Raw genomic sequence first — 25,014 nt, forward strand, 5'->3', positions numbered from 1 at the left:
CGGGCGCGTTCCGGTTCTGCGGCCGGGGGCCAGGGGCGGGCTGGCCGCCCCGGCGGCGGGGCGTGCGGGCGGCGCCGCCGGTGCCGCACCGGAGGACTCGGGCGCAACTCCGGACGCGGCAGACGCGGCGGAGCACCCGGACGGCGGCCGGGGGGTTCCGGTGGTGCTCGCACCCTGCGGTCCGGGGACAGCCGGGTACGGGCCGGCCGTCCCGGCGGTGCGGCGTGCGGGCGGCGCCGTATCCGTCGCACCGGGCCCGGTGTCGGAGGTGCCCGGCCCCGGACGGCGCGGATCGTCGGTGCCGGGTCGCACCGGGGAGACGGGAGATCCGGCCGGTGCGGCGGGGGCATCCGCAGCGCCCGGCACCGGGCCGCCGGACTCCCCCGGAACGGTGCCCCGGCCCGGGGCGGGAGCCACGGGCGGGATGTCCCCCGCGGCGGTGGGGCGCGTCGCCGGTGGGCCCGCGTCGGGCGGTGCTGCCGCACCGGCGCGGTCCGGTTCGCGGGCGGGCACCGCCGGGGAGCCCGGCGCCGGGGGCGCGGCGTCGGAGGAACCCCGTCCGGGACGGCGCGGGGCATCCGTCCCGGGTCGGGTGGCCGGCGAGGCGGTGCCGTCGAGGGGTCTGGCCACGGTCAGCCGTGGGTCGGGGCGGGGCACCGGCGGAGCCGGTTCGTTCCGCCCGTGTCGCGGCTCGTCCACGGCCGTGGGCGCGGCGTTCGGGACGGGTTCGGCGGGTTGGACGGGTTCGGCCGGCGCCGCGTCGGCGGGTTCGGCCGGCGCCGCCGCGTCCGCCGCGTCCGCCACCGGGGCGGACCGTTCGGCCTCCCGTATCTGCCGCAGGATCTCCTGTTGCCAGTCCTCGCCCGTCACCGGGGGGCCTCCGTGCTTGAGTTCGGGTGCATCGGACCGGGGCCCGATGGGGGGTCAGAAGGTGTTGAGCAGCTGCCCGTAGACGCCGAAGGCGCCCACCACCAGGGGCAGCGTGGCCAGGACCGCGAGGGATTCCAGTGCGGCGACGGCACGCCGGGTGCGGACCCGTACGTGTTCGGCGGGGCGTACGGACAGGGCCAGGACCGGGATCAGCGCGGCGAGCAGCAGCGCCGCGACCGCCGCCGGGCCATCGGTGTCCCACTCCCAGGCCAGCCGCAGCGCCAGCGCGCCGGCCGCCGTCTGGAGGGCGATGGCCGAGACGGCGAGCGGCGTCTCGCGCGAGCGGGAGAGCAGGACGGCCATCAGCGCGCAGGTCAGCGCCACGCTCCACGGTCCCCACACCCGCAGCGCGAAGAACCCGGCCGCCACCGCCGAGGCCGCCATCACCACCGTGGTCAGGGCGAGTCCGCGGTGCGCGGCGGTGATCGCCGCCGTCACCTCCCGGCGGGCGGTGGGCCGGCCCGCCGCGTGCTGGTCGTCCAGCCGGGTCAGTCCTGCGGTCATCAGGGCGAGCCGGGGCAGCAGTCCGAGCGCGCAGACGGTGACGGCGATCATGACCGCGCCGAGCCGCGCCTGGCCGGTGCTGTCGGTGGTGCCGATCAGCGCGCCGTTGGCGAGCCAGATCCCGGCCGTGACGGCCACCGCCGCCGCGCCGATCCAGCCGCCCCTGCCGAGTGGGGTGACGAGGCCGAGCAGCAGCAGCGCCACGGCGACGACGGCGGCGGACAGGGCGAGCACCTGGCCCTCCTGCCACAGTCCCGCGGCGCCCATCCGCCCGGCGAGCAGCACGCCGAGCGCCGCGCCGGTGCCGATCAGCGCCCCGCCGGTGGCCTCGGCGCGGGCCAGTGAGGCGACGGCGCCGAGCGCCATCGCCAGCAGGGCGGCGCCGGCCAGATAGGGCGCGGCGGGTTCGACGCCGTACGTCCGCTGGGTGAGCAGGGCGGCGGTGAGCACCAGGACGGCGAGGGCGGCGGTGGAGGTCCACACGCGGCTGCGGTCGCCCCATCGCCAGGCGCGGGGCGGCAGGTCGTCGGCGACCTCGTCGGTGACGTCGTGCACGACCGGTGCGACGGGGGCCTCGGTCTCCTTGATGAGCCGCAGGACGGTGCCGTCCTGCACGGCGGCGAAGGCCAGGCTGCTCTCCGGCGCGAGGACCCGCCCGCTGGGGGTGGTGAGCCGCCGGGCCAGCGGGTACGGGCCGGGCCGGTCGCCGAGCAGCCGCAGGATCTCGGGCAGCAGGACGCCGACGGGTTCGTCGGCGGACAGCACCACATCGACGCGGCGGTACTCGCCGACGAGGGTGACGCGGCGGGTGTTGGCCGGGCCTCGGGTCTGCAACTCCACGCTCATGGGGCGGGTTCCTCCACGGCGGCGCTGCGGTGGGAGCGGCCGAAGCCGCCGTCCGCGATCACGTCCGAGATGTAGGCCCAGCCGACGCATCCGGCGCACAGCAGGGCGGCGATGACGATGCTGCCCAGCAGCACCTTGGTGTTCTCCTCGGCTTCGCGCCGCAGCCGGCCGGGCCCGAACAGCAGGGCGTCCCGCAGCCGGCGGCGGCGCACGGTGACGGATTCCAGCAGTTGGCTGTCGTAGTCCTTGGCCATGGGTCAGCCCTCTCCCGCGCCGTTGAGGTCGTCCAGCCGGCCGAGGTTGTCGTCGAGGTCGGTACCGGAGCCGGGCACGGTGGTGCCGGGGCCGGGCGGGGCGGTGGGGGACGGTGGCTGGTCGCGCTGCCGGTCGGCCTCGGCGGCGGCGTACCGGATTCCCGCCGCGAGTGCGGTCACCATCACGGCGATCAGCAGCACCGATCCGACCGCGACCAGCCCGGCCCCGCGCGGTGCCACGTCCCGTTCGGGATGCGGGGGCGGTGCGGGGAGCCGCCGGTAGGTCAGGTAGGCGGCGAGGTTCCGTACGAGGGCGACGACCGTGAGCGGGAAGGAGACGAATCCCCACCAGCCCTGTCCCAGGGTGCGCAGCGTGTGGCGGCGGTAGTGCGCCAGCCCGCAGTCACGGCACAGCGGGGCCGGGCTGCGCGTGGTGGCGTGGAACAGCAGGAATCCCTTGACCGCGTGCAGCTGGCGGTCCGCGACGGGGCCCGCCTCGCAGGAGGCGCAGACACCGGCGCGCCGGGCCTGCCATTCCACCCAGCGCGGGTCGGCGGCCGGTGGGCTCTGGGGCTCGCGGTCCGGGTCGCCACGCCCGTACCAGCTCTCGGCGGTCGGCGCCCAGGGCAGCAACAGCAGCGCGGAGCTGACCAGGGCGGGGATGATCCCGTGCTGGGGGACGGCCTGTTCGTGGGTGAGGCCCGCGAGTGCGGCCACCAGGCCGAGCAGCGCGGACGCGACGAGGACCCAGCGCGTCCAGGGGCCGCCGAGGACCACCGGGCCGGCCGCCAGCAGGCCGGCCATCAGCCCGGAGAGCGCGAGCAGGGCCAGCGTGAGCGTGAGGGCGCCGTCCACGGGGCGGACCTGGGATGTCAGCAGCAGGATGGCCAGCGCCGCGTAGCCGGTCTGGATCCAGAGCAGGACCCGCAGGGCACGGACGGCGCCGGGCAGCGGTGTGGGCGGTGTCGGTCGCGGTTCGGGTTCGGGTTCGGGTGGCGGTGGTGGCCCGTTGGTGAGATCGGTCATGGAAGCGCCGGCCGGCCGGTTCCCGGGCCGGAGCCCGGAAACCGGCCGTGCGTCCCTTCTCTCCTTATCGGGGCAGCGCCGGTTCCGGCTCGGGGGCCGGGGCGTCCGCCTTGTACTTGGAATCGTTGATCTGGCCCCAGGGAACCTTGCCCAGGTTGTCCGCGGCCGTGCCCAGGGCGCGTTCCACCTCGGTGGGCGACATGGTCGGGTAACGGTCGCGGAATTCCCGCGGGCTGCTGAAGAGCCGGTCGAGTTCGGCGGCGGAGAGCGGCGGGTCGGGCCGTATCTCGGTGCCGTCGATCTTCATCGTGCCGTCCGGCTTGATCTCCTGGATCGGGCCGGAACCCTGGGGCATCCGGATGGTGTTGTCCGGCAGGACGGTGGTGCCGTTGGCGTGCTCCACGGTGCCGTCGATCCGGTGGGTGGTGCCGTCGTGCAGCCGGATCGAGCCGTCCGGCAGCATCCGGGAGCCGGCGTTGAGTTCACCGAGCCTGGCCAGGTTGCCGCCCAGGTTGGTGGCCCCGGTCATGCCCTTGCCGACGTACAGCATCGGGTCGGAGAACTTGCCGATGGTGCCGAGCGCGGTCAGCGCGCCACGGGCGCCCTTGGAGGCGCCGGAGACGGTCGTGCCGCCCTTGCCCAGCTTGAGCAGGGTGCCGGAGCCGATGGTCAGGCCGTTGAACAGCACGACGCCCACCGCCCGGCCCGGCTCATCGCTCCAGGTGTCCCAGGCCAGGAACTCCTTGCCGAAGTTGCGGAACGCCTGCCGGCCGTCCTGCCCCAGCGGGGCGATCCAGTCGTCCGGCAGGAAGCCGAACGGCGGGATGTACGTCGCCGCGCCCACGCCCACCAGGCCCAGTTGCTTCCACGCCGCCCCCGTGTCGCTCCATTCGGCGCGCCCGATCAGCGGGTTGAGGGGGATGAGGGTGAAGAAGCTGTCGACCGTGCCCCACAGCCCGGTGTAGAAGAAGCCGGAGAAGAAGCTCCCGGCATGTTCGTACCAGGCCCGGCTGGGCTCGCTCGGGGTGCCCCAGGGCACGTCCTCCATCGCGTTGAGCTGGTCGGCGCTCAGCCCGTACTCGAAGGGCTGCCCCTGGTGTCCGGCCGGGATGAGCGCCTTGTCCGCGCCGTACGGGATGGCCATCGGGCCGCCGTACAGCACGGCGATGCGGTTGTAGGCCGCCATCTCCGCGCGCTGGAACTCGGAGACGATGGAGTTGATCTCGCGGACCAGTTCGTCCTTGAGCTCCTGCTCCCCGCTCGTGTCGTCGTCCACCGAGCAGACCAGGAACGGGGCGGCGCGCTCGCGTACGCTCGCCAGCCGCGCCACCACGCCCTGCACCGAACACACGTACTCGGACAGGGCGTTGCTGACCTCGCTCAGTTCCTCCTTGAACTCGTCGCCCTCGGTGGTCACCTCCAGCGTGCTGAGGAAGAGGTCCTCCCCCTCGGGCGCCTGGTAGTACGCGCGCAGCAGCTGGAAGTTGTCGTGCAGCGACTTGGCCGTGGTGCTGATCGACCCGGCCAGCGCGGTGATGGACAGGTAGTCGTCGGTGAGGCCCTCCAGGTTGCCGGTGAACCGGGGGATCTTCAGGACGTTCAGGGTGGCCATGGCGTGTCCTCCTTTCCCGCCGGGCCGCTCACCGTCGCCCTGGTTTCTCGAAGGGCGTGCTGTCGAAGTCGATGCCGAGCGTCCCGGCGCGCTGGGCCGCCGCCGCCATGTCCAGGTCGCCGGCGGCGTACGCGCTGGTGGCGCCGGCCGCCCCCTGCCAGGACCGTCCGTGGCGTTCGGCCACGGACTCCAGCCGGTCGGCGGCGTGCTGGACGAACGCGGTCAGTGCCGCGCCGACCAGCCCCGGCCCGCCGTCATCGCCGTCCCAGGCCAGGGCCCCGGAGTTCGGGATGGCCGTGCCCAGGCTCTCGCCCAGATCCGACGCGTGCTCCGCGAGGTCCTCGGCGATGGGAGTGGCCAGTTCCTGGATGCGGGCGACCTCGCCGATGTCGATGTCCCATGTGCTCATGGTGTGGTGTGCCGCCCCGGTCAGCGGCGGATCGCGGCGACGGCCGCCGCGGCGCGCTGGCCGGTGGACTGGGCGATGCTGTCGTTCTCCTCCAGCACCCGGCGCAGTTCGTCGACGATGATCCGTACGTTGACGGAGACCTGCTCCCAGTCGATCTCCAGGCCGTGGTACTCCTCGGAGACCCCGTCCGCCTGGAAGTTGGACATCGCCTGGTTGACGGACCCGGTGCGGTCCGTGGTGAGCGTCTCCAGCAGCCCCACGATGGTGCTGATGTTCAGTTCGGCCTCCGCCGAGGCGGCCGAGTCGTAGCTGCGCCGGTCCAGAAATCCACTCATCGCTGTGTGTCCTCTCCCCTGTGGTCCGTGCTGTGCTGCCGCGTCGGCGCGTGCGGACGCGCGACGCCTGATGGTGTGTGGATGCTCCGGGCCTCAGAACTTCGCGGCGTCGAAGTTCATGGCGCTCTGCGACTGGCGCGCGTTGTCCTCCTGCTCCTGATCCCCGGAGGCGAAGGCGGTCTCCATGCCGGACTGCCCCTCCTGGATCTGGCCCAGTGAGATGCGCAGCGCGACGGCGATCTCGTCGGCGTGCTCCTTGAAGTACTGGAACGCCTCGCGGCCGCGTCCGTTGAACTTGCCCTCCAGGGGCTGGATCGAGTCCACCAGCCGGGTGACGAGACCGGAGAGGTCGTCCCCGCTGGTGATCGTCTGCCCCCCGAGGGTGGTGAGTGTGTCGGCCCCCATGTCGAACTTCATTCCGAGACTCTCCTTCGTAACCCCGTTGCCCCGAACGCCTCTTGCGACACGGGCGCAACCGGAACGACGCTCGGTACGACGTTCGAGCGTACGTTCCGGTTGCGTGGGGAAGAAGTGAGTTTCGAGCGGTCAGCCCGTGGCCACGCCGTGCCCGGCGAGATAGGCGAGCGGATCCACGTCGCTGCCGTACGCGCGGCTGGTGCGCACCTCGAAGTGCAGGTGCGGACCGGTGCTCCGGCCGGTGTTGCCGGACAGCCCGGCGCGTACCCCGCCGTTGACCCGCTGCCCCTCCTGGACGTGGATCTCCGACAGATGCGCGTACAGGGTGTAGTGCTGGTCGGCCATCTCGATCAGCACGGCCTTGCCGTAGTCGCCCCAGTCACCGGCGAAGACGACGGTGCCGGGGCCCACCGCGTTCACCGGGGTGCCGGTCGGGACGGCGAAGTCGGTGCCCGTGTGGCGGCCGGCCGCCCAGCCGCCGGGGATGCCGTAGCCGGCGCTGATCGGGAAGCCGGTGACCGGCATGGTCCACAGCTCCGTGTTCACGGCCCCCGCCAGTGAGGCGGAGACGGCGGTCAGCCAGCTCTCGCCCAGGACGGCGAGGTCCGCGAGTACCGGCGGCTGGTCCTGGGGCGGCGCGGGGAGCGCGGCGGCACGCTGGGTGGCCCGGGAGGGCGGCCCGGACGCCGTGCCGAAGGCCGCCGGACCGTATGCCCCGGCCTGTACGACGGCCTGTTCCGGTGCCGGGGCCGGTGCCGCGCCGGTGGCCGCCGCCGGGACGGACCACGGTCCCGCTATCACCAGCGCGCCCAGCAGGCTGCCGGCCAGAGCGCGGCGCAGCGTACGGGGACCGGTGAGCGTGGCGAGGACGGCGGGCGCGGCGGGCCCCGCGGACATGGGTCGTTCGGTGCTCATGACATCGAGCCAAGATCAGCGTCCGGCGCTCCGCATCCGCCCGGCGCCCCCGGCGCACCGCCGTTCGGCGCACGCCGGACGGGGTGCCGTGACCCGCGTCGCGCTGGTGGGGGCGGCCTGTCGCCCGTCGTACCCCAGGCCGCCATGATCACCTGTGCGAGTGATCGTGCGATTACTCTCTGGTGATGAGCAGCAGGGCCCGGTCGTCGTTGACGTCCTTGGCGACCGCTTCGATCAGATGCCACGCCGCGCCGCGGAAGCCCATCGGCACGTAACGGTCGGCCTCGCCGGTGAGCCGGTCGACGCCCTCGGACAGATCCCGGGCCGGACGCTCCACGAGGCCGTCGGTGAACAGCATGAGGACGTCGCCGCGGCGCAGGGTGCCCTTGGCCGGGTGGAACTCGGCGCCGTCGTACACCCCGAGCAGCGGCCCCTCCGCGGCGACCTCCGACCAGCGGCCCGTGCCCGCGTTCAGTTGCAGGCCCGGGACATGGCCCGCGGAGAGCAGTTCGTAGTCGCCGGTGTCCAGGTCGAGCACGAGATGGATGGAGGTGGCGAAGCCCTCGTCCCAGTCCTGCCGCAGCAGATAGCCGTTGGCGGCGGGCAGGAAGGAGTGCGGCGGGAGCGAGCCCAGCAGCCCGCCGAACGCGCCGGACAGCAGCAGGGAGCGGGAGGCCGCGTCCATGCCCTTGCCGGAGACGTCCGTGAGGACCACCTCCAGGGTGCGCCCGGTGGGCCCGGTGCGGGCGGCGACCACGAAATCGCCGGAGAAGGACTGGCCGCCTGCCGGGCGCAGCGACATGTTCGCGTACCAGCCGGGCGGCAGCTTGGGCAGCGTGCTCTGGGTCTTGATGCGTTCGCGCAGGTCGAAGAGCATGGTGCCGCCGCGCCGCCAGGGCACGCCGACGCGGCTGCGGAACTGCGCGATGAGCAGGCCGGCCAGGGCCACGGCGGCGACCACCAGGATGGTGCCGGGCGTGACCGGGTCGATGTTGGCGCGGCTGTTGTCTATGAGGGCGGTCTCCGCGACCAGCGCGGTGGCGGCCACTCCGTACAGGCCGAGCAGGCTGGCGGGGCGCAGCAGCAGACCGCCGGCGACCAGCGGGAGGGCGAGCGCCTCGGGCGGGCACCACTCGGAGCTGATGAGCGTCCCGGCGGCCAGCAGCGGCACCGAGCACAGCAGCACGGCGAGCGCCCCGGAGTCCGAACCGCCGCCCCGGAAGGAGTCGACGGCGGCGCGGCGGAGGGTGGTGCGCAGGCGGTGATACGCCTTGTGGACCCGGTGTTTCCAGGTCGTCGGGGGTGGAGTGTCGCTACCGCGTGCCATGTCCTAGGACCTTATCCACCCATTCGGGGTGCGTCGAACCTCCCACGCTCCCGTACCTGCGTGCGGGACGCCGGAGCGGCGGAAATACCGTCGCCCCGTACGGAAGGGGGCTGATAGGGATGGAGGTATGACAATTGAGCTGCGCGTTCTGGCCGAGGATGAGTGGGACGTCTGGTATCGCACCCTGAACTGGGCGTTCGGCGGGGCGATCGGCTCCGCCGAAGAAGTGGAGCTGTGGCGGTCACTGACCGAGGTGGAACGGTCGATCGCGGCATGGGACGGCGACCGTGTCGTGGCAACGGCGAGCACCTTCTCGTTTGGCCTTTCGGTACCGGGCGGCGATGTGGTGCCGGCCGGTGGGCTGACGATGGTGGGAGTGGCACCGACCTATCGGCGGCGCGGGATTCTGCGGCGGATGATGCGGCAGCAACTGGACGATGTGCGGGCCGCCGGGGAGCCCCTGGCGGTATTGACGGCCTCGGAACCCTCAATCTACGGCCGCTTCGGTTACGGTACCGCGACCTGGCAGCTCTCGGCCGAGATCGAGACGCGTGATGTGCGGCTTTCGCCGCCGCCCGGCATCGATGATGTGGAGATCCGGGTGGCGGAACCGGCGGATGTGCTCGCGGAGTGCGAGGCGCTGTACGCGCGTCAACTGCCGCTGCGGCCGGGACGACCGGCCCGCCTGCCCCGGTGGGAACGGTTCCCGCTGCACGTACCCGCCCACCTCAGGGCCGGGGCCTCGCCGCAGTTGTGCGTGCTGGCGGAGCGCGCCGGTGAACTGCTGGGCTACGCCCGCTATGTCACCGCACCGGCGTGGACGGAGAGCGGCCCCGACGGCACGGTCATCGTCCAGGACCTGGAGGCGGTGGACCCGGCGGGGTACGCGGCGCTGCTGCGCTACCTGATGGAGATCGACCTGATGTCGTCGGTACGCCTGGCGAACCGGCCGGTGGACGACCCGCTGCTGCACCTGCTGTCGGACGTACGGCGGTGCGCGCTGCGGACGCGGGACGGGATGCATCTGCGGCCGGTGGAGGCGGGCGCGGCGCTCGCCGCGCGCCGGTACGCGACAGAAGTGGACGTGGTGCTGGAGATCACGGACTCCTTCTGCCCGTGGAACGAGGGCCGCTGGCGGCTGTCGGGCGGCCCGGACGGCGCGGTGTGCGCGCGGACGGCCGACGCCCCCGATCTGGCGCTGTCGGCCAACGAGTTGGGTTCGGCCTACCTGGGCGGCATCTCCCTGACCGCACTCGCGGGCGCGGGCCGGGTCCGGGAACTGCGCCCGAACGCCCTGACGGCGGCGTCCACGGCCTTCACCTCACCGGCGGCGCCGTGGCTGCCGCACAACTTCTGACGGGGGTTCACCGATGGTCGCCGGGCCGGCAGGACCGGAGGAATGCTGTCAGGTGTCATGGTGGCTGTCGGCGTCATCGCTGCGGATTCTGCGTAAACTACCGCGCGTGGATGTCACGGGGTGTCTTGGGTGTGACCTTCTGGCCGGGCGCCGGGAGTTGCCCGGGGGAGTCCTGCACGAGACAGCTGCTTGGGTCGTGAACCACGTCGTCGGTCCGATGAATCTCGGAACCTTGATCGTCAGCCCGCGGGATCATGTCGTGGCCATCGCGGACCTCGACGACACCGCGGCGGCGGTGCTCGGCCCCTTGCTGCGCGATACCGCTCGTGTCGTGGAGACTCTGTGCCGGCCGGAGCAGACCTATGTCTGCATGTGGTCGCACGGCCGTGACGCACGCAAGCACCTGCACATCGCGGTCCAGCCGGTGACCGCTGAGGTGCGAGCCCGCTACGGCGGGCTGCGCTCCGAGCAGCTCCAGGCCCGGATGCTGGCGAGCGGTGCCGAGCCGGACATCACGGAGGTCGGGCAGTTCTGCGAGCGGGCACGCGAGCTGTTCCGAGCAACCACCACCAGCGCCGAAGTCCCCAGCTGATCACCGGTACCGCGCCGACGTCACGACGCAGGCCGGCAACCATGTGCGAGTAGGCACCGCGGTCTTCTTCATCTCGCACCCTCAACGTGAGGTTCTAAAAGGCTCAGGCTTCACCCCGTGAGCTGTTCGCGGACGCGGCGGCCCGGGATGGCGGAGAGGAGGTCCTGGGTGTACGGGTGCTCGGGGTGGTCGAAGACCTGGGTGACCAGGCCGGATTCCACGATTCCGCCCTCTCGCATCACCGCGACGCGGTCGCAGATCTGGCGGACCACCGCCAGGTCGTGGGAGATGAACAGGTAGCTCAGCCCGAACTCGGCGCGCAGGTCCGTCAGCAGCTCCAGCACGCTGGCCTGGACGGAGACGTCGAGGGCCGAGACCGGTTCGTCCAGGACCAGCAGCTTGGGGGTGAGCGCCAGGGCGCGGGCGATGGACACGCGCTGGCGCTGGCCGCCGGAGAGTTCGCCGGGGCGGCGGTGGGCGGCGGAGGCGGGCAGGCGTACCAGGTCAAGGAGTTCGGCGACCCGCTCACGCCGGCCGCGGCGGCCGGTGACCCGAAAGGCGCGCAGCGGCTCGGCGATGGACTGGGCGACGGTGAAGTGCGGGTCGAGCGAGCCGTACGGGTCCTGGAAGACCGGCTGGATGTCGCGGCGCAGCCGGCGCAGCGCGGCCGGGGCCAGGGTGGACAGGTCCTGGCCGTCGAGGGTGATGGTGCCCGCGTCCGGGCGGTCCAGGCGCAGCACCAGTTTGGCGGTGGTGGATTTGCCGGATCCCGACTCGCCGACGATGCCGAGCGAGCCGCCGGCCGGGAGGGTGAAGCTCACGTCGTCGACGGCGACGGTGCGGCCGCCGTCGAAGGTGCGGCGCAGGCCGCGCACGTCGAGGAGCGGCGGCCGGTCCTCCTGGGGTGTCGGGCGCGCCGGGTCTGCGGTCATGTCCGGTACGGCGGCGACCAGTTCGCGGGTGTAGGGGTGGGACGGTTCGGTGAGGACGCGGCGTCCCGGGCCGCGTTCGACGATCCGGCCCCGGGACATGACGGCGATCTCGTCCGCGCGGTCGGCGGCCACCGCCAGGTCGTGGGTGATCAGCAGCAGCGAGGTGCCCAGGCGTTCGGTGACGGTCTCCAGGTGGTCCAGGATGCGACGCTGCACGGTGACGTCGAGGGCGCTGGTGGGCTCGTCGGCGATGAGCAGCCTGGGTTCGCCGGCGAGCGCGATGGCGATGAGCGCCCGCTGGCACATCCCGCCGGACAGCTCGTGCGGCAACTGGCGGGCGACGCGCGCGGGGTGGGGCAGGCCGGCGTCGGCGAGCAGGTCGACGGCCCGTTCCCGGGCGGCCTTGGCGTTCTCCGCCAGGCCGTGGATGCGCAGGACTTCGGCGACCTGGTCGCCGACCCGCTGCACGGGGTTGAGGGAGACCATGGGGTCCTGGGGTACGAAGCCGATCTCCCGGCCCCGTACGGTGCGCCACTCCCGTTCGCGCAGGCCGGTCAGTTCGCGGCCGGCCAGGGTGACCCGGCCGCCCAGCACCGTGGCGCCGGTGGGCAGCAGTCCCAGGACAGCGAGGCCGGTGGTGGACTTGCCCGATCCCGATTCCCCGACCAGTGCCAGGGTGCTGCCGGGCGCGAGGTCGAGGTCGAGGCCGCGCACCGCCCGCACGGTGGAGCGGCGGGAGTGGAAGGCCACCGTCAGGTCCCGGATGGTGAGCAGGGGTTCTGGCGAGCTCATCACTGTGCTCCGGTTCGTTCGAGGGCGCGTCCGACGCGGTTGGCGGAGAGCACGATCAGGGCGATGGCCAGGCCGGGGAAGGTGGTCAGCCACCAGGCGGTGGAGATGTAGTCGCGGCCCTGGGCGACCATGGCGCCCAGTTCGGGCGCGGGCGGGGCGGCCCCGTACCCCAGGAAGCTGAGCGCGGACACGGACAGCACCGCGCCGCCGATCTCCAGGGCGGCGAGGACGAGGACGGGCTGAGAGGCGTTGGGCAGCACGTGCCGCGCGAGGATGACCGGGGTGCGGGTGCCACTGGTGACGGCGGCCTGGAAGTACACGCTGGACTTGATGCGCAGCACTTCGGCGCGGATGACGCGGGCGAAGCCGGGGATGCCCGAGATGCCCACCGCGATGGCGACGTTGGTGACGCCGAAGCCGAGGATGGAGACCACGGCCAGGGACAGCAGCAGCCCGGGGATGACGATCAGCACCTCGACGAAACGCATCAGGGTCTGGTCGACCCAGCCGCCGAGGTAGCCGGAGAGCACGCCCAGCACGGTGCCGGCCACCAGCGACAGCGAGACGGCGATGAGAGCGGCGGTGATGGAGGTGCGGGTGCCGTGCACGACGCGGGTGAACAGGTCGCGGCCCAGGTTGTCGGTGCCGAACCAGTGCTCGGCGCCGGGTGGGGTGAGCGAGGCGGCCGGGTTGGTGCGCAGCGGGTCCTCGCCGGCGAACAGCGAGGGCAGCAGCGTCCAGGCGAGGATCAGCGCCAGGTAGAGGACGGCCAGCAGCAGCCCGGGACGGGCGGCCAGGGAGCCGAGCGCGGAGCGGAGCCGGGCGGCCCGGCCGTGTGCCTGTTCCTGCTCCTGTTCCTGCTCCTGGTCGTGGCTCTGTTCGGTGCCGGGAGCGGGGTCGGCAGCCGGGTCGGCGGCGGGGATCGTGGGCGTGCCGGTGGTCGTGGCCCCGGTGGTCGTCATGAGGTCGCTCCGGCCTGGAGGACGATCCGGGGATCGACCTTGGGGTAGATGAGGTCGACGGCGAGATTGACCAGCACGTACAGGGCGCCGGCGAGGAAGATGATCGCGCGGATCACCGGGAAGTCCTGGTCCGCGATGGCGTCGGCGGTCAGCCGGCCGATGCCCGCGCGGGCGAAGACGGTCTCGGTGATGATGGCCCCGGCCAAGATGTTGCCGATCATCATGCCCAGCATGGTCAGCGCCGGGATCGACGCGTTGCGGAAGGCGTGGTGCCAGGCGGTGCGCAGCCGCCCAGCCCCCTTGGCGCGGGCGGTGCGCACGTACGGTTCGGCCAGCGCCGTACGCAGGCCCTTGGCCAGCAGTTGGGCCAGCACCCCGGCGCTGGGCAGCGCCAGGGCGATGGCGGGCAGCACCAGCCGTGCGGCGTCGCTGTCGCCGTACGCCGGGAACCAGCCGAGCCCGAAGGAGAACACCTGGATCAGCAGGATCGCGGTCCAGAAGCTGGGCAGCGAGATCCCGGCGACGGTGGTGGACAGCACGGCGTTGCGCAGCGGCGCCCAGGGCGCCAGGGTGGCCGCCAGCGCGGCGGCCACCCCGAGCACGGCGGTGAGCAGCAGGGACGCGGTGGCCAGTTCCAGCGTGGAGGGCAGGGCGCGTGCCAGCATGGCGCTGACCTCGTCCCCGGTCCCGAAGGAGGTGCCGAAGTCCAGGGACAGCGCGCGGACCACGAAGTCCGTGTACTGCTCGTACAGCGGCCGGTCCAGGCCCAGCTCGGTGCGGAGCGCGGCGGCCTGTGCGGCGTCGACGCCGACCGGGTCGCCGCCGCCACCGGAGCGCAGCATGATCGACACCGGGTCGCCCGGGACGAGATGCAGCACCAGGAAGGAGAGGCTCAGCGCCGCCCACAGGACGATGAGTCCGTTGGCGAGCCGGACCAGGACGTAGCGGCTCACTGGGCGATCCACACCTCGTTCAGCAGCGGCTTGCCCTCGATGTCGGCCGCGAAGCCGCCGACCTTGGGGCCGAAGCCGTAGGACCAGTAGCGGTCGTAGACGGGGATGGTGTAGCCCTGCTCGACGATGCGCTGCTGGGCCTGTTCACCGATGGCCTGGCGCTCGGCGGGATCGACGGTGGACTGGAGGGAGTCGAGGAGGGTGTCCAGTTCCTCGTCCGGGTGGTTGTAGAGCATGCTCATCTCGGGGTGGGACGAGCCGTAGACGAGGCGGATGACGTCGATGTCGGCGCGGCCCTGGCTCCAGGTGGTGAGGTCGCCGGGGAACTCGTCGATGGGCACGTCGGGGAGGGTGGCGACCGGGTCGAGGACGAGTTCGACGCCGATCTCCTTCCACTCCTGCTGCACGAGCTGGTGCTGTGCCTCGGCGTCGGGGGAGCCGGCCTGGTAGGTGATGGTGAGGGAGAGCTGGTCGCCGTCGGTGTCGCGGCGGATGCCGTCGTCGCCGACGGTGTCGTAACCGGCGCCCTCCAGCAGGGCGATGGCGGCCTCGGGGTCGTGCCGGATGTCCCCGGACTGGTCGGTGTAGCCGGGGGTGGCGGCGGTGACGACGCCGGAGGCCGGCTGCTGGGTGCCCTGGAAGATGGCGTCGACGATGGCCTGGCGGTCGATGGCCAGGCTCAGGGCGCGCCGCACGTCCGGGTCCTGGAGCTTGGGGCTGGACGCGAGCGGGATGTAGGGGATGGCGATGCCCGGGGAGGCGCCGGTGACCAGGCCGTAGCCGGGGAGGTTGGTCAGTTCGGCCTGGTTGGTGGAGGGGATGCCGTCGGCGAGGTCGATCTGGTCGCTGGTGAGGGAGCCGTAGCGGACGCCGCCCTCGGGGACCACCTCCAGGACGATCTTGTCGACGTAGGCGGCGCCCTGGTTGGCGGCGATCGGGGAGGCCCAGGCGTAGTCCTCGCGCTTGAGCAGCTCGACGGACTTCTCCGGGGTGAAGGAGCCGAGAGTGAACGGCCCGGAGGCGGCGAAGTCGCCCAGGCACAGGTCGGCGGGGTCGTTGCCGAGGGAGGCCGGGGAGAGCTGGACGAACGATGCGGTGGCGGTGGCCTGGAGGAACTGGGCGTTGGGGCCGTCGAAGTCGACGCGCACGGTGTACTCGTCGAGGACGGTCGAACCCTGGTAGCCGGCGATGAAGCTGCTGCCCTGGGGGGCGCGGGCGCCGAGGTCGACGACGGCGTCGAAGTTGGCCTTGACGGCCTCGGCGTCGAAGGGCTCGCCGTCGGAGAAGGTGACGTCCTCGCGCAGGTGGAAGGTGAAGGCGCTCACGTCATCGCTGATCTCCCAGGAGGTGGCGAGCCAGGGCTTGATCTCCTTGGTCTGCGGGTCCTGTTCGGTGAGCTGGTCGCCGAGCTGGCGGCCGACGTTGCGGGAGGTGAGCTGTGGGCGCTGGCGCGGGTCGACGCAGTCGATGGGGTTGGCGAAGGCGTACTTCAGGGTGCCGCCGGCCACGGGTTCGCCGGAGGCGCCGGCGCTGCCCGAATCGTCGCCCGAGCCACCGCCGTTGGTGGTGCCGTCGGTGCCGCAGGCGGTGAGGGCGACGGCGATCGCGGCGATCAGCGCGGTGGCGTGGGCGGGGCGGGACATGCGGCGGCTGAGCCGTCTGGGCGTGGGCGAGGTGGCCACGGCGGAGGGTCCTTTCAGGACGAATCACCCGGCCGGCGGCGCGCGAAGGCGCGCGGCAGGACGGACCGGGGTGAGGAAGGTGAGGAACGTCAGGAAGGTGAGATGGAACGGGCCGTGGGCGACGAGCGGTGCCGCACGGCACGACAGGGCGGAGGGCGGGGCAGGGCACGGCGACGCGGTGCACATCCCGCGAGGAAGTCCCGGCGCGCGAGGGGCGGTTACGGGCGCGGCCAAAGGCCGGCGCTCACCGCCGCGCGGTGGGGGGAATCAGCAGCCCGCACAGGACGCCGACGTGACGCGGAGCAGGTCCACGTGTCGGCGCGATGTCAAAAGCGGCAGGGCTGGCATGCGGTAAATATCAGCCAACCCTCAGTGAGCTGTCAAGGCGGCGGCCATGTGCCGTCGGTCTCGCGATATGGACACAAGGTGTTCATCACCGATCGCCATGACATAGTCTGCGATCAGGTCACGAGTGACAGCGATCAAGGCCCCGGCCCGCTGTCCGGCAACCCTCCAACCGTCGGCGGGGTGCCCCGGGTGATGACCGGGCCGCAGGCAGCGAGGTCTGTGGCAAGCACGGTTCTTGAGGGAGTTCTTCCATGAGCACGCGAATGCGTTAGGGCGCACGCCCCCGACCCAGCCTGCCTCTGTCTGCCTTCAGCCTTTCCCGGAGCTTTGTCATGCCCACTGCGCCGATCGCCCCTGCCCCGAACACCGCCGGCTGTTCCCTCCCGCGCCCCCTCCCCGTCCTCGGCGACGAGGTCCGCGCCCCGATCGCGGACGGCGGGGAGATCGGCTACGCCGCACTCGACTACGCCGCCAGCGCCCCCGCCCTGCGCGCGGTGTGGGACGAGGTCGCCGCGTACGCCCCGTACTACGGCAGCGTCCACCGCGGCGCCGGCTACCTCTCCCAGCTGTCGACCGACCTGTACGAGGAGAGCCGGGCGACGGTGGCCGCGTTCCTCGGCTGCCGCCCCGACGACCAGCTGATCTTCACCCGCTCCACCACCGACTCCCTGAACCTGCTGGCCGGTGCCCTGCCCACCGGCACCCAGGTGTTCGTCTTCGAGACCGAACACCACGCAGCACTGCTGCCCTGGGCGCACCACGGCCACCCCGTGACGTACCTCCCGGCGCCGCGCACCCCGGGGCAGGCCGTCGCCACCCTGGTCAACGCGCTCGCCGACGCCGCCCCCGGGCCCAAGCTGCTGTGCGTCACCGGCGCCTCCAACGTCACCGGCGAACTGTGGCCCATCGCCGAACTCGCCACCGTCGCCCGCCGCTCCGGCGCCCGCACCGTCCTGGACGCCGCCCAGCTCGCCCCGCACCGCCCCGTCGACATCACCGCGCTCGGCGTCGACTGGGTCGCCTTCTCCGGGCACAAGCTGTACGCGCCGTTCGGCTCCGGCGTCCTGGCCGGACGCGCCGACTGGCTGAGCAACGCCGCCCCGTACCTCGCCGGCGGCGGCGCCAGCAATACCGTCACCGCGCAGGACGGCGCGGTCGGCGTCGTGTGGAACGACAACATCTCCCGGCACGAGGCCGGTTCGCCCAATGTGATCGGCGCGTTCGCCATCGCGGCGGCCTGCCGGGCGCTGACCGACGCCGGGTTCGAGCAACTGGTGGCGCGCGAGGAGGAGTTGCTGGCCGTGCTGCGCTCCGGACTGGCCACCGTTCCCGGGGTGCGGCAGCTGGCGCTGTTCGGCCCGGACGCGCCCCGGGTGGCCGTGCTGTCCTTCGTCGTGGACGGCTGGTCCAGCGAGGAGTTCGCCAAGGCGCTCTCCGAGCGCTATGGGATCGGCGTACGCGACGGGCTGTTCTGCGCGCACCCGCTGGTCCGTACGCTGCTGGGCCCGGAGGGCGACGGCGGCCGGGCGGCCGGCTGCGACGGGCCGCTGAAGGCCATCCGGGTCAGCTTCGGAGTGGGCACCCCCGCCGAACACGTGGAGCGCGTGGTGCGCGCGGTGCGCGAACTGGTCGCCGAGGGTCAGCCGGTGGCGGCGCGCTGACCGCGCCCGGCGGCCCGGGCCGGCTGGCACACCGGGCACCAGAACAGGTTGCGGGCCGCGATCTCGGCACGCCGGACCGGGGTCCCGCACACCAGGCAGGGCAGGGTCGCGCGGCGGTAGACGTACACCTCTCCCCCGTGGCCGTCCACGCGCGGCGCCCGGCCCATGGCCCGGGGGGTGTGCTCCGGCCGCACCGTGTCGATGCGGTTGTTGCGCACCCCCTCGCGCATGAGCGGGATGAGGTCCTGCCACATCGCGTCCCACTCCGCGCGCTCCAGCGCCAGGCCCGGCAGATAGGGGTCGATCCCGTGCCGGAAGAGGATCTCGGCCCGGTAGACGTTGCCGACACCGGCGATGATCCGCTGGTCCATCAGCAGTTCGGCGATCGTCGTGCGGCTGGCGGAGATCCGCCGCCAGGCGAGGTCGGGCTGGGCGTCCGCACGCAGCGGGTCGGCGCCCAGACGCCGTTGCACGGCCCCCTTCTCGTCCTGGCTGAGCAGCGCGCACGTGGTGGGGCCGCGCAGGTCCGCGTACGCCTCGGCGGTGGCCAGCCGCAGCCGGATCTGCCCGGTGGGCGGCGGGGGCGGGCCGTCGCCGAAGGCGACCTTGCCGTACAGCCCCAGATGGATGTGCACCCACTTGCGCCAGCCCAGGCCCAGGAAGAGGTTCTTTCCGTGGGCCTCGGTCTCGCGCAGCACCTCACCGTCGATCAGCGCGGCGCCGCCGGCGAACTTCCCCTGCGGGGAGTCCACCCGCACCGCCCGGCCGCCGAACCGCTCGCGGTAGTCGGCGGCCAGCCGGTGAATGGTGTGGCCCTCAGGCATCAGGCGCCGGCGGGCAGCGGCGGCAGCGTGCCGTCCGTCTCGTAGGCGCTGAGCATGTCGATGCGGCGGGTGTGCCGGTCCTCGCCGGAGTACGGGGTGGCGAGGAAGACCTCGACGAAGGTGGTGGCCTCGTCGGTGGTGTGCATGCGGGCGCCGATGCCCACCACATTGGCGTTGTTGTGCTGCCGCCCCAGCTTCGCGGTCTCCACGCTCCAGGCGAGGGCGCAGCGGACGCCCGCGACCTTGTTGGCGGCGATCGCCTCTCCGTTGCCGCTGCCGCCGATGACGACGCCGAGCGCGTCGGGGTCGGCGGCGACCGCCTCGGCGGTACGCAGGCAGAACGGCGGGTAGTCGTCCTGCGCGTCGTACGCGTGCGGACCGCAGTCGACCGGCTCATGGCCGTGCGCCGTGAGCCAGTCGACGAGGTGGTTCTTCAGTTCATAGCCGGCGTGGTCGGAGCCGAGATAGACGCGCATGGGGATGAGTCTGACATGCGCGCGGTGGCCCGGTTACGCGCGCCCCCGGCGACCGGCGATGCGCCAGGCGGCGGGCAGCGCGCCCATCGCGAGGGCCGCCTTGAGGGCGTCACCGATGAGGAACGGCACCAGCCCGGCGGCCATGGCCTCGCCCGCCGACATGCCGGTGGCCAGCGCCAGGTAGGGCACGCCGATCGCGTACGTGACGGCCATGCCCGCCACCATCGTCCCGGCGGTCCGCAGCACCGTACGGTCCCCGCCGCGCCGCGCCAGCTCACCGACGACGGCGGCGGCGACGGTCATCCCGATGATGTAGCCGAAGGACGGCATCCCGAACCCGGAGGACGCCTCCGCGAACCACGGCATACCGGCCATGCCGGCCAGCGCGTACAGCAGCATCGACAGCAGGGCGCGGGCGGGGCCGAGCGAGACGCCGACGAGCAGGGCGGCGAACGTCTGGCCGGTCACCGGCACGGGCGACCCCGGAACGGGCAGCGCTATCTGCGCGGCGACCCCGGTCAACACGGCGCCACCCACGACCAGTGCCACATCCTGCGCCCGGGCCCGGGAGAGGGTCGGGGCGGGCAGCAGATCCGCGAGTACAGCGGTGCTCATATACATCCTCCAAAGAACGAATTCCCCCACCCCCTATCCGACCCCACCCCACCCACCCGGAACAAGAGCCCAATCCACTGCCCGAACCCCTCCCCTCTTATCCACACCCCACAACACGCACCGAACACCTCGCACGTGGAGGCGCCCCCTGTTCGCGGATGGCCCGCCCCGATACGGTGAGTGAGAATCCGGCAACGGCCACGCTCCGATCGGAGGCACCATGGCTCCCCCGTGGGAGGCGGACCCGTCCGCGACGTTCGCGCGACGCCTGGGCAGGACGGCTCAGGAACTGGGCAACTCGGAGGACGAGGAGTTGTGCCCGGACATCTGGCAGCTGGACAACGGAGACGTGGCGGTCATCGGCCGCGACCTGACGGCCGCCTATGACTCCCGGCTGCCGCCGGGGGTGAAGCTCGGCCCCGGTGAACGCCTGGTGATCATCCCGGGCAACATGCTCAGCGCGGCGAAGCCGGACATCCCGGAGGCGTGACCGCGCCTATGTGTGGAGCGCGGCCGGAGTGACGGCGCGGGCGCGTTCGTCCAGGGTGCGGGCGGTGGCGTTCTTGAGGTGGGGCCGGATCAGGCGGAACATCTCTCGGACACGAGCATCGGCCCTGCCCGACTGAACCAAAGGGTAGTCATCGAGGGCGAGGTTCCAGGTGGCGCAAGCTGCTTCAAGGTGACCGACTTCGTGTTGGCGTTCCGCGAGCATGGCCCGGTGCCGAACACGTCCCCGGCGGAAAATGTCGTAGCGCAGCTGATCCGACTGAACGAATGCCGAGATAGCTCCGGGGACATCACCGAGTTCATAGCGCACTTGGCTGATGTGGTAGTGCAGCGATGACGGGTCATACGAACCGAACGGCTTTGACCGCGATTCAGCCTTTTCCATTGCTACTTCTGCTTCGCGAATATACCGAAGCGCACCCTGGCGATCTCCGGTCTGGGCACTCGCGTGCGCCTGCTGACCCGCGAGAAACGCCCGCATCCTCGGGCCTGCCTGAGGGGAGGCCGCTGCTGCGGCGTTCGCCAGCCTCATGGCCTGCGCCCCGTGACCCAAATCCACCGCCTGCACGCTCATCCCCCGGAGCGTCGTGCAGTACGTGAGGTGGTCATCGGCCGAACCCGCCAGTTCGAGCGCCTTGAGGTAGTAGCCTTGCGCGAGCCCGTGCAGCCCTTCATCCACGGCCATGTAGCCCGTGAGGTAACAGAGGTCCGAGGCGGCCGACAGCATGGCTTTGCGCACCGATTCCGATGCATCCGATCTCAAATACGGGGCAACCGTGTTCACCAGAAAAGCCGCCGCCATGGGACGGGCGTGCCTCCCGCCGAACTGGTCATCAAGTTCCGAGATGCGTTCGGTCATGGCAACGACCGTGTCAACTTCCGGCATTCCTATCCGCTGAACGTTGCCCGCATGGACCGATTGCATCCGCCCGACAACGTCAGGCCAGTCCGGGATCGTCACGGCGACGGAGAACAGCCCGGCGCCGAGTACACCGCGACGTGAGGGGTCCATATCCAGCCTCCCGAGGTCGATCAGACCTTCCACGGTAGGTGGTTGAACCTCGGATCGATCGGCTCGGACGGGAAAACCCACTTCGCCTCCCGTCACCGGGCGGCCCAGCCTTCGGGCGAGCGCTTCGAGGATCAGCGGACGCACCTGGGGCATCGGCAGAGCACCGTTGAGCCACTGGTGCACCGACGACTCCCGGTACCTCAGCGGCGTTCCGCGCTCCGTGCCGAGACGGTTGACCGCCTGTGCGAACTGGCGGAGGGTCCAGCCAGTTTCCCGGTACAAGCGGTCGAGTGAGTGGTTCGGTGCGGGAATCGGCATGATCCACAACCCCTCATGCACTGAAAGCTCTTAAACGCTCACGCGCTGCCAACGGTACCGCTCTCCGCAATCGGACGGTTACCTCTGGCAAGTGAAGGTGTTCACCGCACAACCGAAGGACGTTCGATGATGAACGAGCAGGCCACCCCGCCGACTTCAGGGGACGACGTTTCCCCGCACTCCCCCGTGGACTGGGCCGTGTGGGAGCAGGAACACTTCGTCCCCGTCATCCAGGCCGCCGAGGCGGATGGTCCCGACCGGTTCGCCTGGCTGCTGGCCGTCCTGCTCTGGGACGCCAAGCTGCCTTCCCTGTCCGTGGAGGACTGGTCGGTCATCGCGGACCGGGGCCTGCGGGCCGTCCGCCGGCTCGGTGACGGGGCCGGTGAAGCGCGGCTGCTGGAATGCGTCGGCATGGGTCACGCCCGGGTCAACCGGTTGACGGAGAGCCTGCGCTGTCATCAGCAGGCGCTGGAGATCCGCAGCCAACTGGGTGACCGGCGGGGCGAGGCGTCGTCGACGAATCTGCTGGGGATCGTCCATCTTCACCGTCGGGAGTTGAGCGCGGCCGAGGAGCACTTCACGCGCGCCCTCGCCCTCTTCGAGGAGTTCGGCGAGCGGCATCGGGCAGCGATGACCCTGGCCAATCTGTCGAGTACCCGCTGCGCGGCGGGCCGGGTGGACGAAGCCGAAGCGGACGCGCGGCGCGCTCTGGAGATCCACCGCGCGCTCGGTGCCCGGCGCAGCGTGGGTAACGCCCTGCGACAGCTCAGCGTGATCCACCGTGAGCGAGGGGAAACCGAAGCCGCCCTGGCCTGCGCCGAGGAGGCGGTCGCTCTGGCCGTGGACCTGCGATCCGAGACGCTGGAGGGATATTGGCTGCTCGCCCTCGGGAAGGCACAACGGGCGGCGGGCCGGGTCGAGGAGGCCCTGGCTTCCTTCCACCGTGCGGCCGACCTGCACGCCCGCAGTGGCAACCGCTCCCGGGAGGCCATGGCGTGGCAAGCGGTCGCACAGGTTCTGCTCGACGGGGGAAGGCGCTCCGAGGCTGCCGACTTGGCCGGGCGCGCCGCGTCCGTCCACCGGGGACTGGACGACCCCTGGCACGAGGCCCTCGCTCTGATCTGCCTGGCCGATGCCACCCCAGGCGAGGAAGCCCAGGAGCATCGGGAACGTGCGGTCCATCTGTTGTCCCCGTACCCGGACGAGCGGGCGGCCACCATGCGGCGGACGATCGGTGGGAGCGGGCTTCAGTGACGACAGATCAGCACGACGGCCCGCCACCGCTGCCCGATGTCGGGTCGCTGGTGCGTGACACGTGGAACGGACGGATCGGGGTCGTCATGGACCGGGTCGGTGGGCGGGTCGCGCTGCGGCCGCAGGGTGGCGGCGTGGAGTGGTTCGCGCTGCCGGGGGATCTGGAGGCGGTGGCGCTGTCGGAGGGGTTGTCGCAGCCGGTGCGTGAGGCGAACGCCCGGAGCCGGGGTGGGCGCCGGTGACGTCGCGTACGCCGTCTCCCGCGCAGGTGTGGCTGCGTACCGGCCTGTTCGCCGGCTGGGCGCGGAACGGGGCGTGTTCCATGTGCCGGGCCAGGGACGTTCCGACGGTCTGGGCCGGGTCGGTGGCCGGGTTCGGGCGGTCCCGAGCGGTGCACGCTTGCGTCCCGTGCATGACGACGCTGATCCGATTCGTGCACGACGAGGCCGCCTCGCCGTGCGGGCCGACCCGTTACGGAGCGGGCTTCGCCCGGCTGCGGCGGTCCGGATCCCGTCCAAGGGGTGGGGTCTGCGCGGCGGCCGGCCTGGTGACGCTCAGCGTGCTCGCCACCCTGGCGAGTGTCATCGGCACCCGCTGAGGGGATAAATGCTGCTAGCTTGTTGTTGCAAGTCTTATGCAATTACTCGAGCGAGACGGGCAAGGCACCGGCATGGCCACCTACACGCTTCCTGAGCTGCCGTACGACTACTCCTCCCTGGAGCCGGTCATCAGCGGGGAGATCATCGAGCTGCACCACGACAAGCACCACGCCGCCTACGTCAAAGGCGCCAACGACACCCTCGACCAGCTCGCCGAGGCGCGGGAGAAGGATCAGTGGGGGAACGTCACCGGGCTGGAGAAGAACCTCGCGTTCCACCTGTCCGGCCACATCCTGCACTCCATCTACTGGCGCAACATGACCGGTGACGGCGGCGGGGAGCCGCTGGAGAAGGACGGGACCGGGGAGCTGGCCGACGCCATCGCCGAGTCGTTCGGGTCCTTCACGCGCTTCAAGGCGCAGCTGTCCAAGGCCTCCGCCACCACACAGGGCTCGGGCTGGGGCGTGCTGGCCTACGAGCCGCTCAGCGGCCGGCTGGTCGTCGAGCAGGTCTACGACCACCAGGGGAACATCGGCCAGGGGTCCGTCCCGATCCTCGTCTTCGACGCCTGGGAGCACGCCTTCTACCTCCAGTACCGCAACCAGAAGGTCGACTTCGTCGAGGCCATGTGGCGCGTCGTCAACTGGCAGGACGTCGCCGCCCGGTACACCGCCGCCAAGGCCGGCGGCGGCAAGCTCCTGCTCGCGTGATCGTCTTCTCACCGTTTCACCGGGCAGGTGAAAAAAGAGCGGCCCCCGCGTGCCACATACGCGGGGGCCGTTCAGCTTCTCGGGCGGGGGCCTCAGTCGAACTGCGGACTCGCGTCCCGGGTGCGCTTGATCTCGTAGAAGCCCGGGGTGCTCGCCACCAGCAGCGTGCCGTCCCACAGCCGCGCCGCCGCCTCGCCCTTGGGGGCCGGGGTCACCACGGGGCCGAAGAAGGCGATCTGCTCGCCGTCCGCGCCCGGCACCGCGATCACCGGGGTGCCCACGTCCTGGCCCACCAGGTCGATGCCGGCCTTGTGCGAGGCGCGCAGCGCCGTGTCGTACGCGTCGGTGTCCCCCGCGTCCGCCAGCTCCACCGGCAGGCCGGCCTCCTCCAGGGCCTCGACGATCGTCTCCTTGGTACGCGGCTTCTCCTGAAGGTGGAAGCGGGTACCGAGCGCCGTGTACAGCGGGCCGAGCACCTCGCTGCCGAAGCGCTCCTCGGCCGCGATCAGCACCCGCACCGGGGCCCAGGCGGTCTCCATCGCCTTCGCGTACCGCTCGGGGAGTTCGTCCTTGCGGGGCTCGTTCAGCACCGCCAGGCTCATCACGTGCCAGCGCACCTCCACCGGCCGTACCTTCTCCACCTCCAGCATCCAGCGCGACGTCAGCCACGCCCACGGACACATCGGGTCGAACCAGAAATCGGCGGGGGTCTTCTCCGACATGGCCTCGGCTCCTCCACAAGTGACGGTTGTCGCAGCTACAACCTCACCATCCCCGGACGCATTCCCGGTACCCGCCGGTGATCGCACGGCCCCATGACATGCTGGCCGGGCCCCTTCCGTATG

Annotated in this window: 27 protein-coding genes and 1 riboswitch; of the genes, 8 read left to right on the forward strand and 19 right to left on the reverse strand. The window is 71.9% G+C overall.

Annotated features, from left to right (window positions below):
• Window positions 1–924 precede the first annotated feature (924 nt).
• From eccD to SXIM_RS07770, 9 genes are all read right to left on the reverse strand, one after another.
• Window positions 925–2,280, reverse strand: a complete 1,356-nt coding sequence (gene eccD, locus SXIM_RS07730) for a type VII secretion integral membrane protein EccD (protein WP_046723396.1) — start codon at window positions 2,278–2,280, stop codon at window positions 925–927.
• Complete coding sequence (locus tag SXIM_RS07735) at window positions 2,277–2,534, reverse strand: hypothetical protein (RefSeq protein ID WP_046723397.1); 258 nt, start codon at window positions 2,532–2,534, stop codon at window positions 2,277–2,279. The genes eccD and SXIM_RS07735 overlap by 4 nt, the downstream gene beginning before the upstream one ends.
• 3 nt (window positions 2,535–2,537) lie before the next feature.
• Complete coding sequence (locus SXIM_RS07740; protein ID WP_030725562.1) at window positions 2,538–3,560, reverse strand: hypothetical protein; 1,023 nt, start codon at window positions 3,558–3,560, stop codon at window positions 2,538–2,540.
• A gap of 64 nt (window positions 3,561–3,624) precedes the next feature.
• On the reverse strand, window positions 3,625–5,172 hold the full coding sequence (locus tag SXIM_RS07745; protein ID WP_046723398.1) for a hypothetical protein: 1,548 nt from the start codon (window positions 5,170–5,172) through the stop codon (window positions 3,625–3,627).
• A 28-nt stretch (window positions 5,173–5,200) separates the two neighbouring features.
• Window positions 5,201–5,581 (reverse strand): DUF6507 family protein, encoded by a 381-nt coding sequence (locus tag SXIM_RS07750; RefSeq protein WP_052384968.1) that lies wholly within the window; start codon window positions 5,579–5,581, stop codon window positions 5,201–5,203.
• A gap of 20 nt (window positions 5,582–5,601) precedes the next feature.
• Window positions 5,602–5,916 (reverse strand): pore-forming ESAT-6 family protein, encoded by a 315-nt coding sequence (locus SXIM_RS07755; protein WP_030725553.1) that lies wholly within the window; start codon window positions 5,914–5,916, stop codon window positions 5,602–5,604.
• 93 nt (window positions 5,917–6,009) lie between these two features.
• On the reverse strand, window positions 6,010–6,333 hold the full coding sequence (locus SXIM_RS07760) for a hypothetical protein (protein WP_030725551.1): 324 nt from the start codon (window positions 6,331–6,333) through the stop codon (window positions 6,010–6,012).
• A 129-nt stretch (window positions 6,334–6,462) separates the two neighbouring features.
• The gene (locus tag SXIM_RS28500; protein WP_218941157.1) at window positions 6,463–7,248 is read right to left on the reverse strand and encodes a M23 family metallopeptidase; all 786 of its coding nucleotides are present in this window, start codon (window positions 7,246–7,248) and stop codon (window positions 6,463–6,465) included.
• A 172-nt stretch (window positions 7,249–7,420) separates the two neighbouring features.
• Entirely contained in the window at window positions 7,421–8,575 is a 1,155-nt protein-coding gene (locus SXIM_RS07770) for a PP2C family protein-serine/threonine phosphatase (RefSeq protein ID WP_046723399.1), read from the reverse strand.
• 127 nt (window positions 8,576–8,702) lie between these two features.
• Here SXIM_RS07770 and SXIM_RS07775 point away from each other — a divergent pair, with 127 nt between their 5' ends.
• Together SXIM_RS07775 and SXIM_RS07780 are read left to right on the forward strand one after the other, a co-directional pair.
• A complete protein-coding gene (locus tag SXIM_RS07775) occupies window positions 8,703–9,932 on the forward strand; it encodes a GNAT family N-acetyltransferase (protein WP_030725542.1) in 1,230 nt (409 codons plus the stop codon).
• Between the two features lie 259 nt (window positions 9,933–10,191).
• Window positions 10,192–10,524 (forward strand): hypothetical protein, encoded by a 333-nt coding sequence (locus tag SXIM_RS07780; RefSeq protein ID WP_246156852.1) that lies wholly within the window; start codon window positions 10,192–10,194, stop codon window positions 10,522–10,524.
• Between the two features lie 110 nt (window positions 10,525–10,634).
• Here the strand turns inward: SXIM_RS07780 and SXIM_RS07785 are convergent, their stop codons facing one another.
• From SXIM_RS07785 to SXIM_RS28790, 5 genes are all read right to left on the reverse strand, one after another.
• Window positions 10,635–12,248: a dipeptide ABC transporter ATP-binding protein gene (locus SXIM_RS07785; RefSeq protein ID WP_046723401.1), complete on the reverse strand. Its 1,614-nt coding sequence runs from the start codon at window positions 12,246–12,248 to the stop codon at window positions 10,635–10,637.
• A complete protein-coding gene (locus SXIM_RS07790; RefSeq protein WP_078846866.1) occupies window positions 12,248–13,210 on the reverse strand; it encodes an ABC transporter permease in 963 nt (320 codons plus the stop codon). Before SXIM_RS07790 ends, SXIM_RS07785 begins: the two co-directional genes overlap by 1 nt.
• Window positions 13,207–14,163 carry an ABC transporter permease gene (locus SXIM_RS07795; protein WP_046723403.1) on the reverse strand — a complete coding sequence of 319 codons (957 nt, stop codon included), beginning with the start codon at window positions 14,161–14,163 and terminating at the stop codon, window positions 13,207–13,209. Before SXIM_RS07795 ends, SXIM_RS07790 begins: the two co-directional genes overlap by 4 nt.
• The gene (locus SXIM_RS07800) at window positions 14,160–15,845 is read right to left on the reverse strand and encodes an ABC transporter substrate-binding protein (protein ID WP_046723405.1); all 1,686 of its coding nucleotides are present in this window, start codon (window positions 15,843–15,845) and stop codon (window positions 14,160–14,162) included. Before SXIM_RS07800 ends, SXIM_RS07795 begins: the two co-directional genes overlap by 4 nt.
• A gap of 267 nt (window positions 15,846–16,112) precedes the next feature.
• The gene (locus SXIM_RS28790; RefSeq protein ID WP_324604801.1) at window positions 16,113–16,193 is read right to left on the reverse strand and encodes a putative leader peptide; all 81 of its coding nucleotides are present in this window, start codon (window positions 16,191–16,193) and stop codon (window positions 16,113–16,115) included.
• Window positions 16,194–16,309: 116 nt separating this feature from the next.
• A riboswitch (SAM riboswitch) is annotated at window positions 16,310–16,428 on the forward strand.
• Between the two features lie 97 nt (window positions 16,429–16,525).
• On the opposite strand from SXIM_RS28790, the gene SXIM_RS07805 reads away from it, so the two are divergent.
• Window positions 16,526–17,854, forward strand: a complete 1,329-nt coding sequence (locus SXIM_RS07805; RefSeq protein ID WP_030725532.1) for an aminotransferase class V-fold PLP-dependent enzyme — start codon at window positions 16,526–16,528, stop codon at window positions 17,852–17,854.
• Here the strand turns inward: SXIM_RS07805 and SXIM_RS07810 are convergent.
• Genes SXIM_RS07810 through SXIM_RS07820 form a run of 3 tightly spaced genes read right to left on the reverse strand, consistent with a single transcriptional unit; the run spans window position 17,833 to window position 19,769 of the window.
• Complete coding sequence (locus SXIM_RS07810; RefSeq protein WP_046723407.1) at window positions 17,833–18,678, reverse strand: Fpg/Nei family DNA glycosylase; 846 nt, start codon at window positions 18,676–18,678, stop codon at window positions 17,833–17,835. The genes SXIM_RS07805 and SXIM_RS07810 overlap by 22 nt on opposite strands.
• A complete protein-coding gene (locus tag SXIM_RS07815) occupies window positions 18,678–19,154 on the reverse strand; it encodes a ribose-5-phosphate isomerase (RefSeq protein WP_030725529.1) in 477 nt (158 codons plus the stop codon). Before SXIM_RS07815 ends, SXIM_RS07810 begins: the two co-directional genes overlap by 1 nt.
• 33 nt (window positions 19,155–19,187) lie before the next feature.
• Window positions 19,188–19,769 (reverse strand): biotin transporter BioY, encoded by a 582-nt coding sequence (locus tag SXIM_RS07820; RefSeq protein ID WP_030725527.1) that lies wholly within the window; start codon window positions 19,767–19,769, stop codon window positions 19,188–19,190.
• A gap of 220 nt (window positions 19,770–19,989) precedes the next feature.
• Between SXIM_RS07820 and SXIM_RS07825 the strand changes: the two genes are divergently transcribed.
• Window positions 19,990–20,259, forward strand: coding sequence for a hypothetical protein (locus SXIM_RS07825; RefSeq protein ID WP_030725525.1), 270 nt, complete (start codon window positions 19,990–19,992; stop codon window positions 20,257–20,259).
• A 6-nt stretch (window positions 20,260–20,265) separates the two neighbouring features.
• On the opposite strand, the gene SXIM_RS07830 is transcribed toward SXIM_RS07825, so the two are convergent.
• Entirely contained in the window at window positions 20,266–21,606 is a 1,341-nt protein-coding gene (locus tag SXIM_RS07830) for an NsdA family TPR-like regulatory protein (protein ID WP_030725523.1), read from the reverse strand.
• A 126-nt stretch (window positions 21,607–21,732) separates the two neighbouring features.
• On the opposite strand from SXIM_RS07830, the gene SXIM_RS07835 reads away from it, so the two are divergent.
• The 4 genes from SXIM_RS07835 to SXIM_RS07850 all read left to right on the forward strand — a co-directional run bounded on the left by SXIM_RS07835 (window position 21,733) and on the right by SXIM_RS07850 (window position 24,169).
• The gene (locus SXIM_RS07835; RefSeq protein WP_053116130.1) at window positions 21,733–22,860 is read left to right on the forward strand and encodes a tetratricopeptide repeat protein; all 1,128 of its coding nucleotides are present in this window, start codon (window positions 21,733–21,735) and stop codon (window positions 22,858–22,860) included.
• Window positions 22,857–23,102, forward strand: coding sequence for a hypothetical protein (locus SXIM_RS07840; protein WP_046723410.1), 246 nt, complete (start codon window positions 22,857–22,859; stop codon window positions 23,100–23,102). Before SXIM_RS07835 ends, SXIM_RS07840 begins: the two co-directional genes overlap by 4 nt.
• A gap of 170 nt (window positions 23,103–23,272) precedes the next feature.
• Entirely contained in the window at window positions 23,273–23,458 is a 186-nt protein-coding gene (locus SXIM_RS07845) for a hypothetical protein (RefSeq protein WP_148236080.1), read from the forward strand.
• Window positions 23,459–23,530: 72 nt separating this feature from the next.
• Window positions 23,531–24,169, forward strand: a complete 639-nt coding sequence (locus SXIM_RS07850; protein ID WP_046723413.1) for a superoxide dismutase — start codon at window positions 23,531–23,533, stop codon at window positions 24,167–24,169.
• Window positions 24,170–24,261: 92 nt separating this feature from the next.
• Here SXIM_RS07850 and SXIM_RS07855 read toward each other — a convergent pair whose 3' ends face one another.
• Window positions 24,262–24,891 carry a mycothiol-dependent nitroreductase Rv2466c family protein gene (locus tag SXIM_RS07855; protein WP_030725513.1) on the reverse strand — a complete coding sequence of 210 codons (630 nt, stop codon included), beginning with the start codon at window positions 24,889–24,891 and terminating at the stop codon, window positions 24,262–24,264.
• Window positions 24,892–25,014: the final 123 nt, after the last annotated feature.

Origin of the sequence: Streptomyces xiamenensis (assembly GCF_000993785.3) — a bacterium.
Lineage (GTDB): Bacteria > Actinomycetota > Actinomycetes > Streptomycetales > Streptomycetaceae > Streptomyces > Streptomyces xiamenensis.

Excerpts from the sequence above, each read along its gene's own strand:
- eccD (WP_046723396.1), bottom strand. The coding sequence starts at position 2,280 with ATGAGCGTGGAGTTGCAGACCCGAGGCCCGGCCAACACCCGCCGCGTC.
- SXIM_RS07735 (WP_046723397.1), bottom strand. The coding sequence starts at position 2,534 with ATGGCCAAGGACTACGACAGCCAACTGCTGGAATCCGTCACCGTGCGC.
- SXIM_RS07740 (WP_030725562.1), bottom strand. The coding sequence starts at position 3,560 with ATGACCGATCTCACCAACGGGCCACCACCGCCACCCGAACCCGAACCC.
- SXIM_RS07745 (WP_046723398.1), bottom strand. The coding sequence starts at position 5,172 with ATGGCCACCCTGAACGTCCTGAAGATCCCCCGGTTCACCGGCAACCTG.
- SXIM_RS07750 (WP_052384968.1), bottom strand. The coding sequence starts at position 5,581 with ATGAGCACATGGGACATCGACATCGGCGAGGTCGCCCGCATCCAGGAA.
- SXIM_RS07755 (WP_030725553.1), bottom strand. The coding sequence starts at position 5,916 with ATGAGTGGATTTCTGGACCGGCGCAGCTACGACTCGGCCGCCTCGGCG.
- SXIM_RS07760 (WP_030725551.1), bottom strand. The coding sequence starts at position 6,333 with ATGAAGTTCGACATGGGGGCCGACACACTCACCACCCTCGGGGGGCAG.
- SXIM_RS28500 (WP_218941157.1), bottom strand. The coding sequence starts at position 7,248 with ATGAGCACCGAACGACCCATGTCCGCGGGGCCCGCCGCGCCCGCCGTC.
- SXIM_RS07770 (WP_046723399.1), bottom strand. The coding sequence starts at position 8,575 with ATGGCACGCGGTAGCGACACTCCACCCCCGACGACCTGGAAACACCGG.
- SXIM_RS07775 (WP_030725542.1), top strand. The coding sequence starts at position 8,703 with ATGACAATTGAGCTGCGCGTTCTGGCCGAGGATGAGTGGGACGTCTGG.
- SXIM_RS07785 (WP_046723401.1), bottom strand. The coding sequence starts at position 12,248 with ATGAGCTCGCCAGAACCCCTGCTCACCATCCGGGACCTGACGGTGGCC.
- SXIM_RS07790 (WP_078846866.1), bottom strand. The coding sequence starts at position 13,210 with ATGACGACCACCGGGGCCACGACCACCGGCACGCCCACGATCCCCGCC.
- SXIM_RS28790 (WP_324604801.1), bottom strand. The coding sequence starts at position 16,193 with ATGCCAGCCCTGCCGCTTTTGACATCGCGCCGACACGTGGACCTGCTC.
- SXIM_RS07805 (WP_030725532.1), top strand. The coding sequence starts at position 16,526 with ATGCCCACTGCGCCGATCGCCCCTGCCCCGAACACCGCCGGCTGTTCC.
- SXIM_RS07810 (WP_046723407.1), bottom strand. The coding sequence starts at position 18,678 with ATGCCTGAGGGCCACACCATTCACCGGCTGGCCGCCGACTACCGCGAG.
- SXIM_RS07815 (WP_030725529.1), bottom strand. The coding sequence starts at position 19,154 with ATGCGCGTCTATCTCGGCTCCGACCACGCCGGCTATGAACTGAAGAAC.
- SXIM_RS07820 (WP_030725527.1), bottom strand. The coding sequence starts at position 19,769 with ATGAGCACCGCTGTACTCGCGGATCTGCTGCCCGCCCCGACCCTCTCC.
- SXIM_RS07825 (WP_030725525.1), top strand. The coding sequence starts at position 19,990 with ATGGCTCCCCCGTGGGAGGCGGACCCGTCCGCGACGTTCGCGCGACGC.
- SXIM_RS07830 (WP_030725523.1), bottom strand. The coding sequence starts at position 21,606 with ATGCCGATTCCCGCACCGAACCACTCACTCGACCGCTTGTACCGGGAA.
- SXIM_RS07835 (WP_053116130.1), top strand. The coding sequence starts at position 21,733 with ATGATGAACGAGCAGGCCACCCCGCCGACTTCAGGGGACGACGTTTCC.
- SXIM_RS07845 (WP_148236080.1), top strand. The coding sequence starts at position 23,273 with ATGACGACGCTGATCCGATTCGTGCACGACGAGGCCGCCTCGCCGTGC.
- SXIM_RS07850 (WP_046723413.1), top strand. The coding sequence starts at position 23,531 with ATGGCCACCTACACGCTTCCTGAGCTGCCGTACGACTACTCCTCCCTG.
- SXIM_RS07855 (WP_030725513.1), bottom strand. The coding sequence starts at position 24,891 with ATGTCGGAGAAGACCCCCGCCGATTTCTGGTTCGACCCGATGTGTCCG.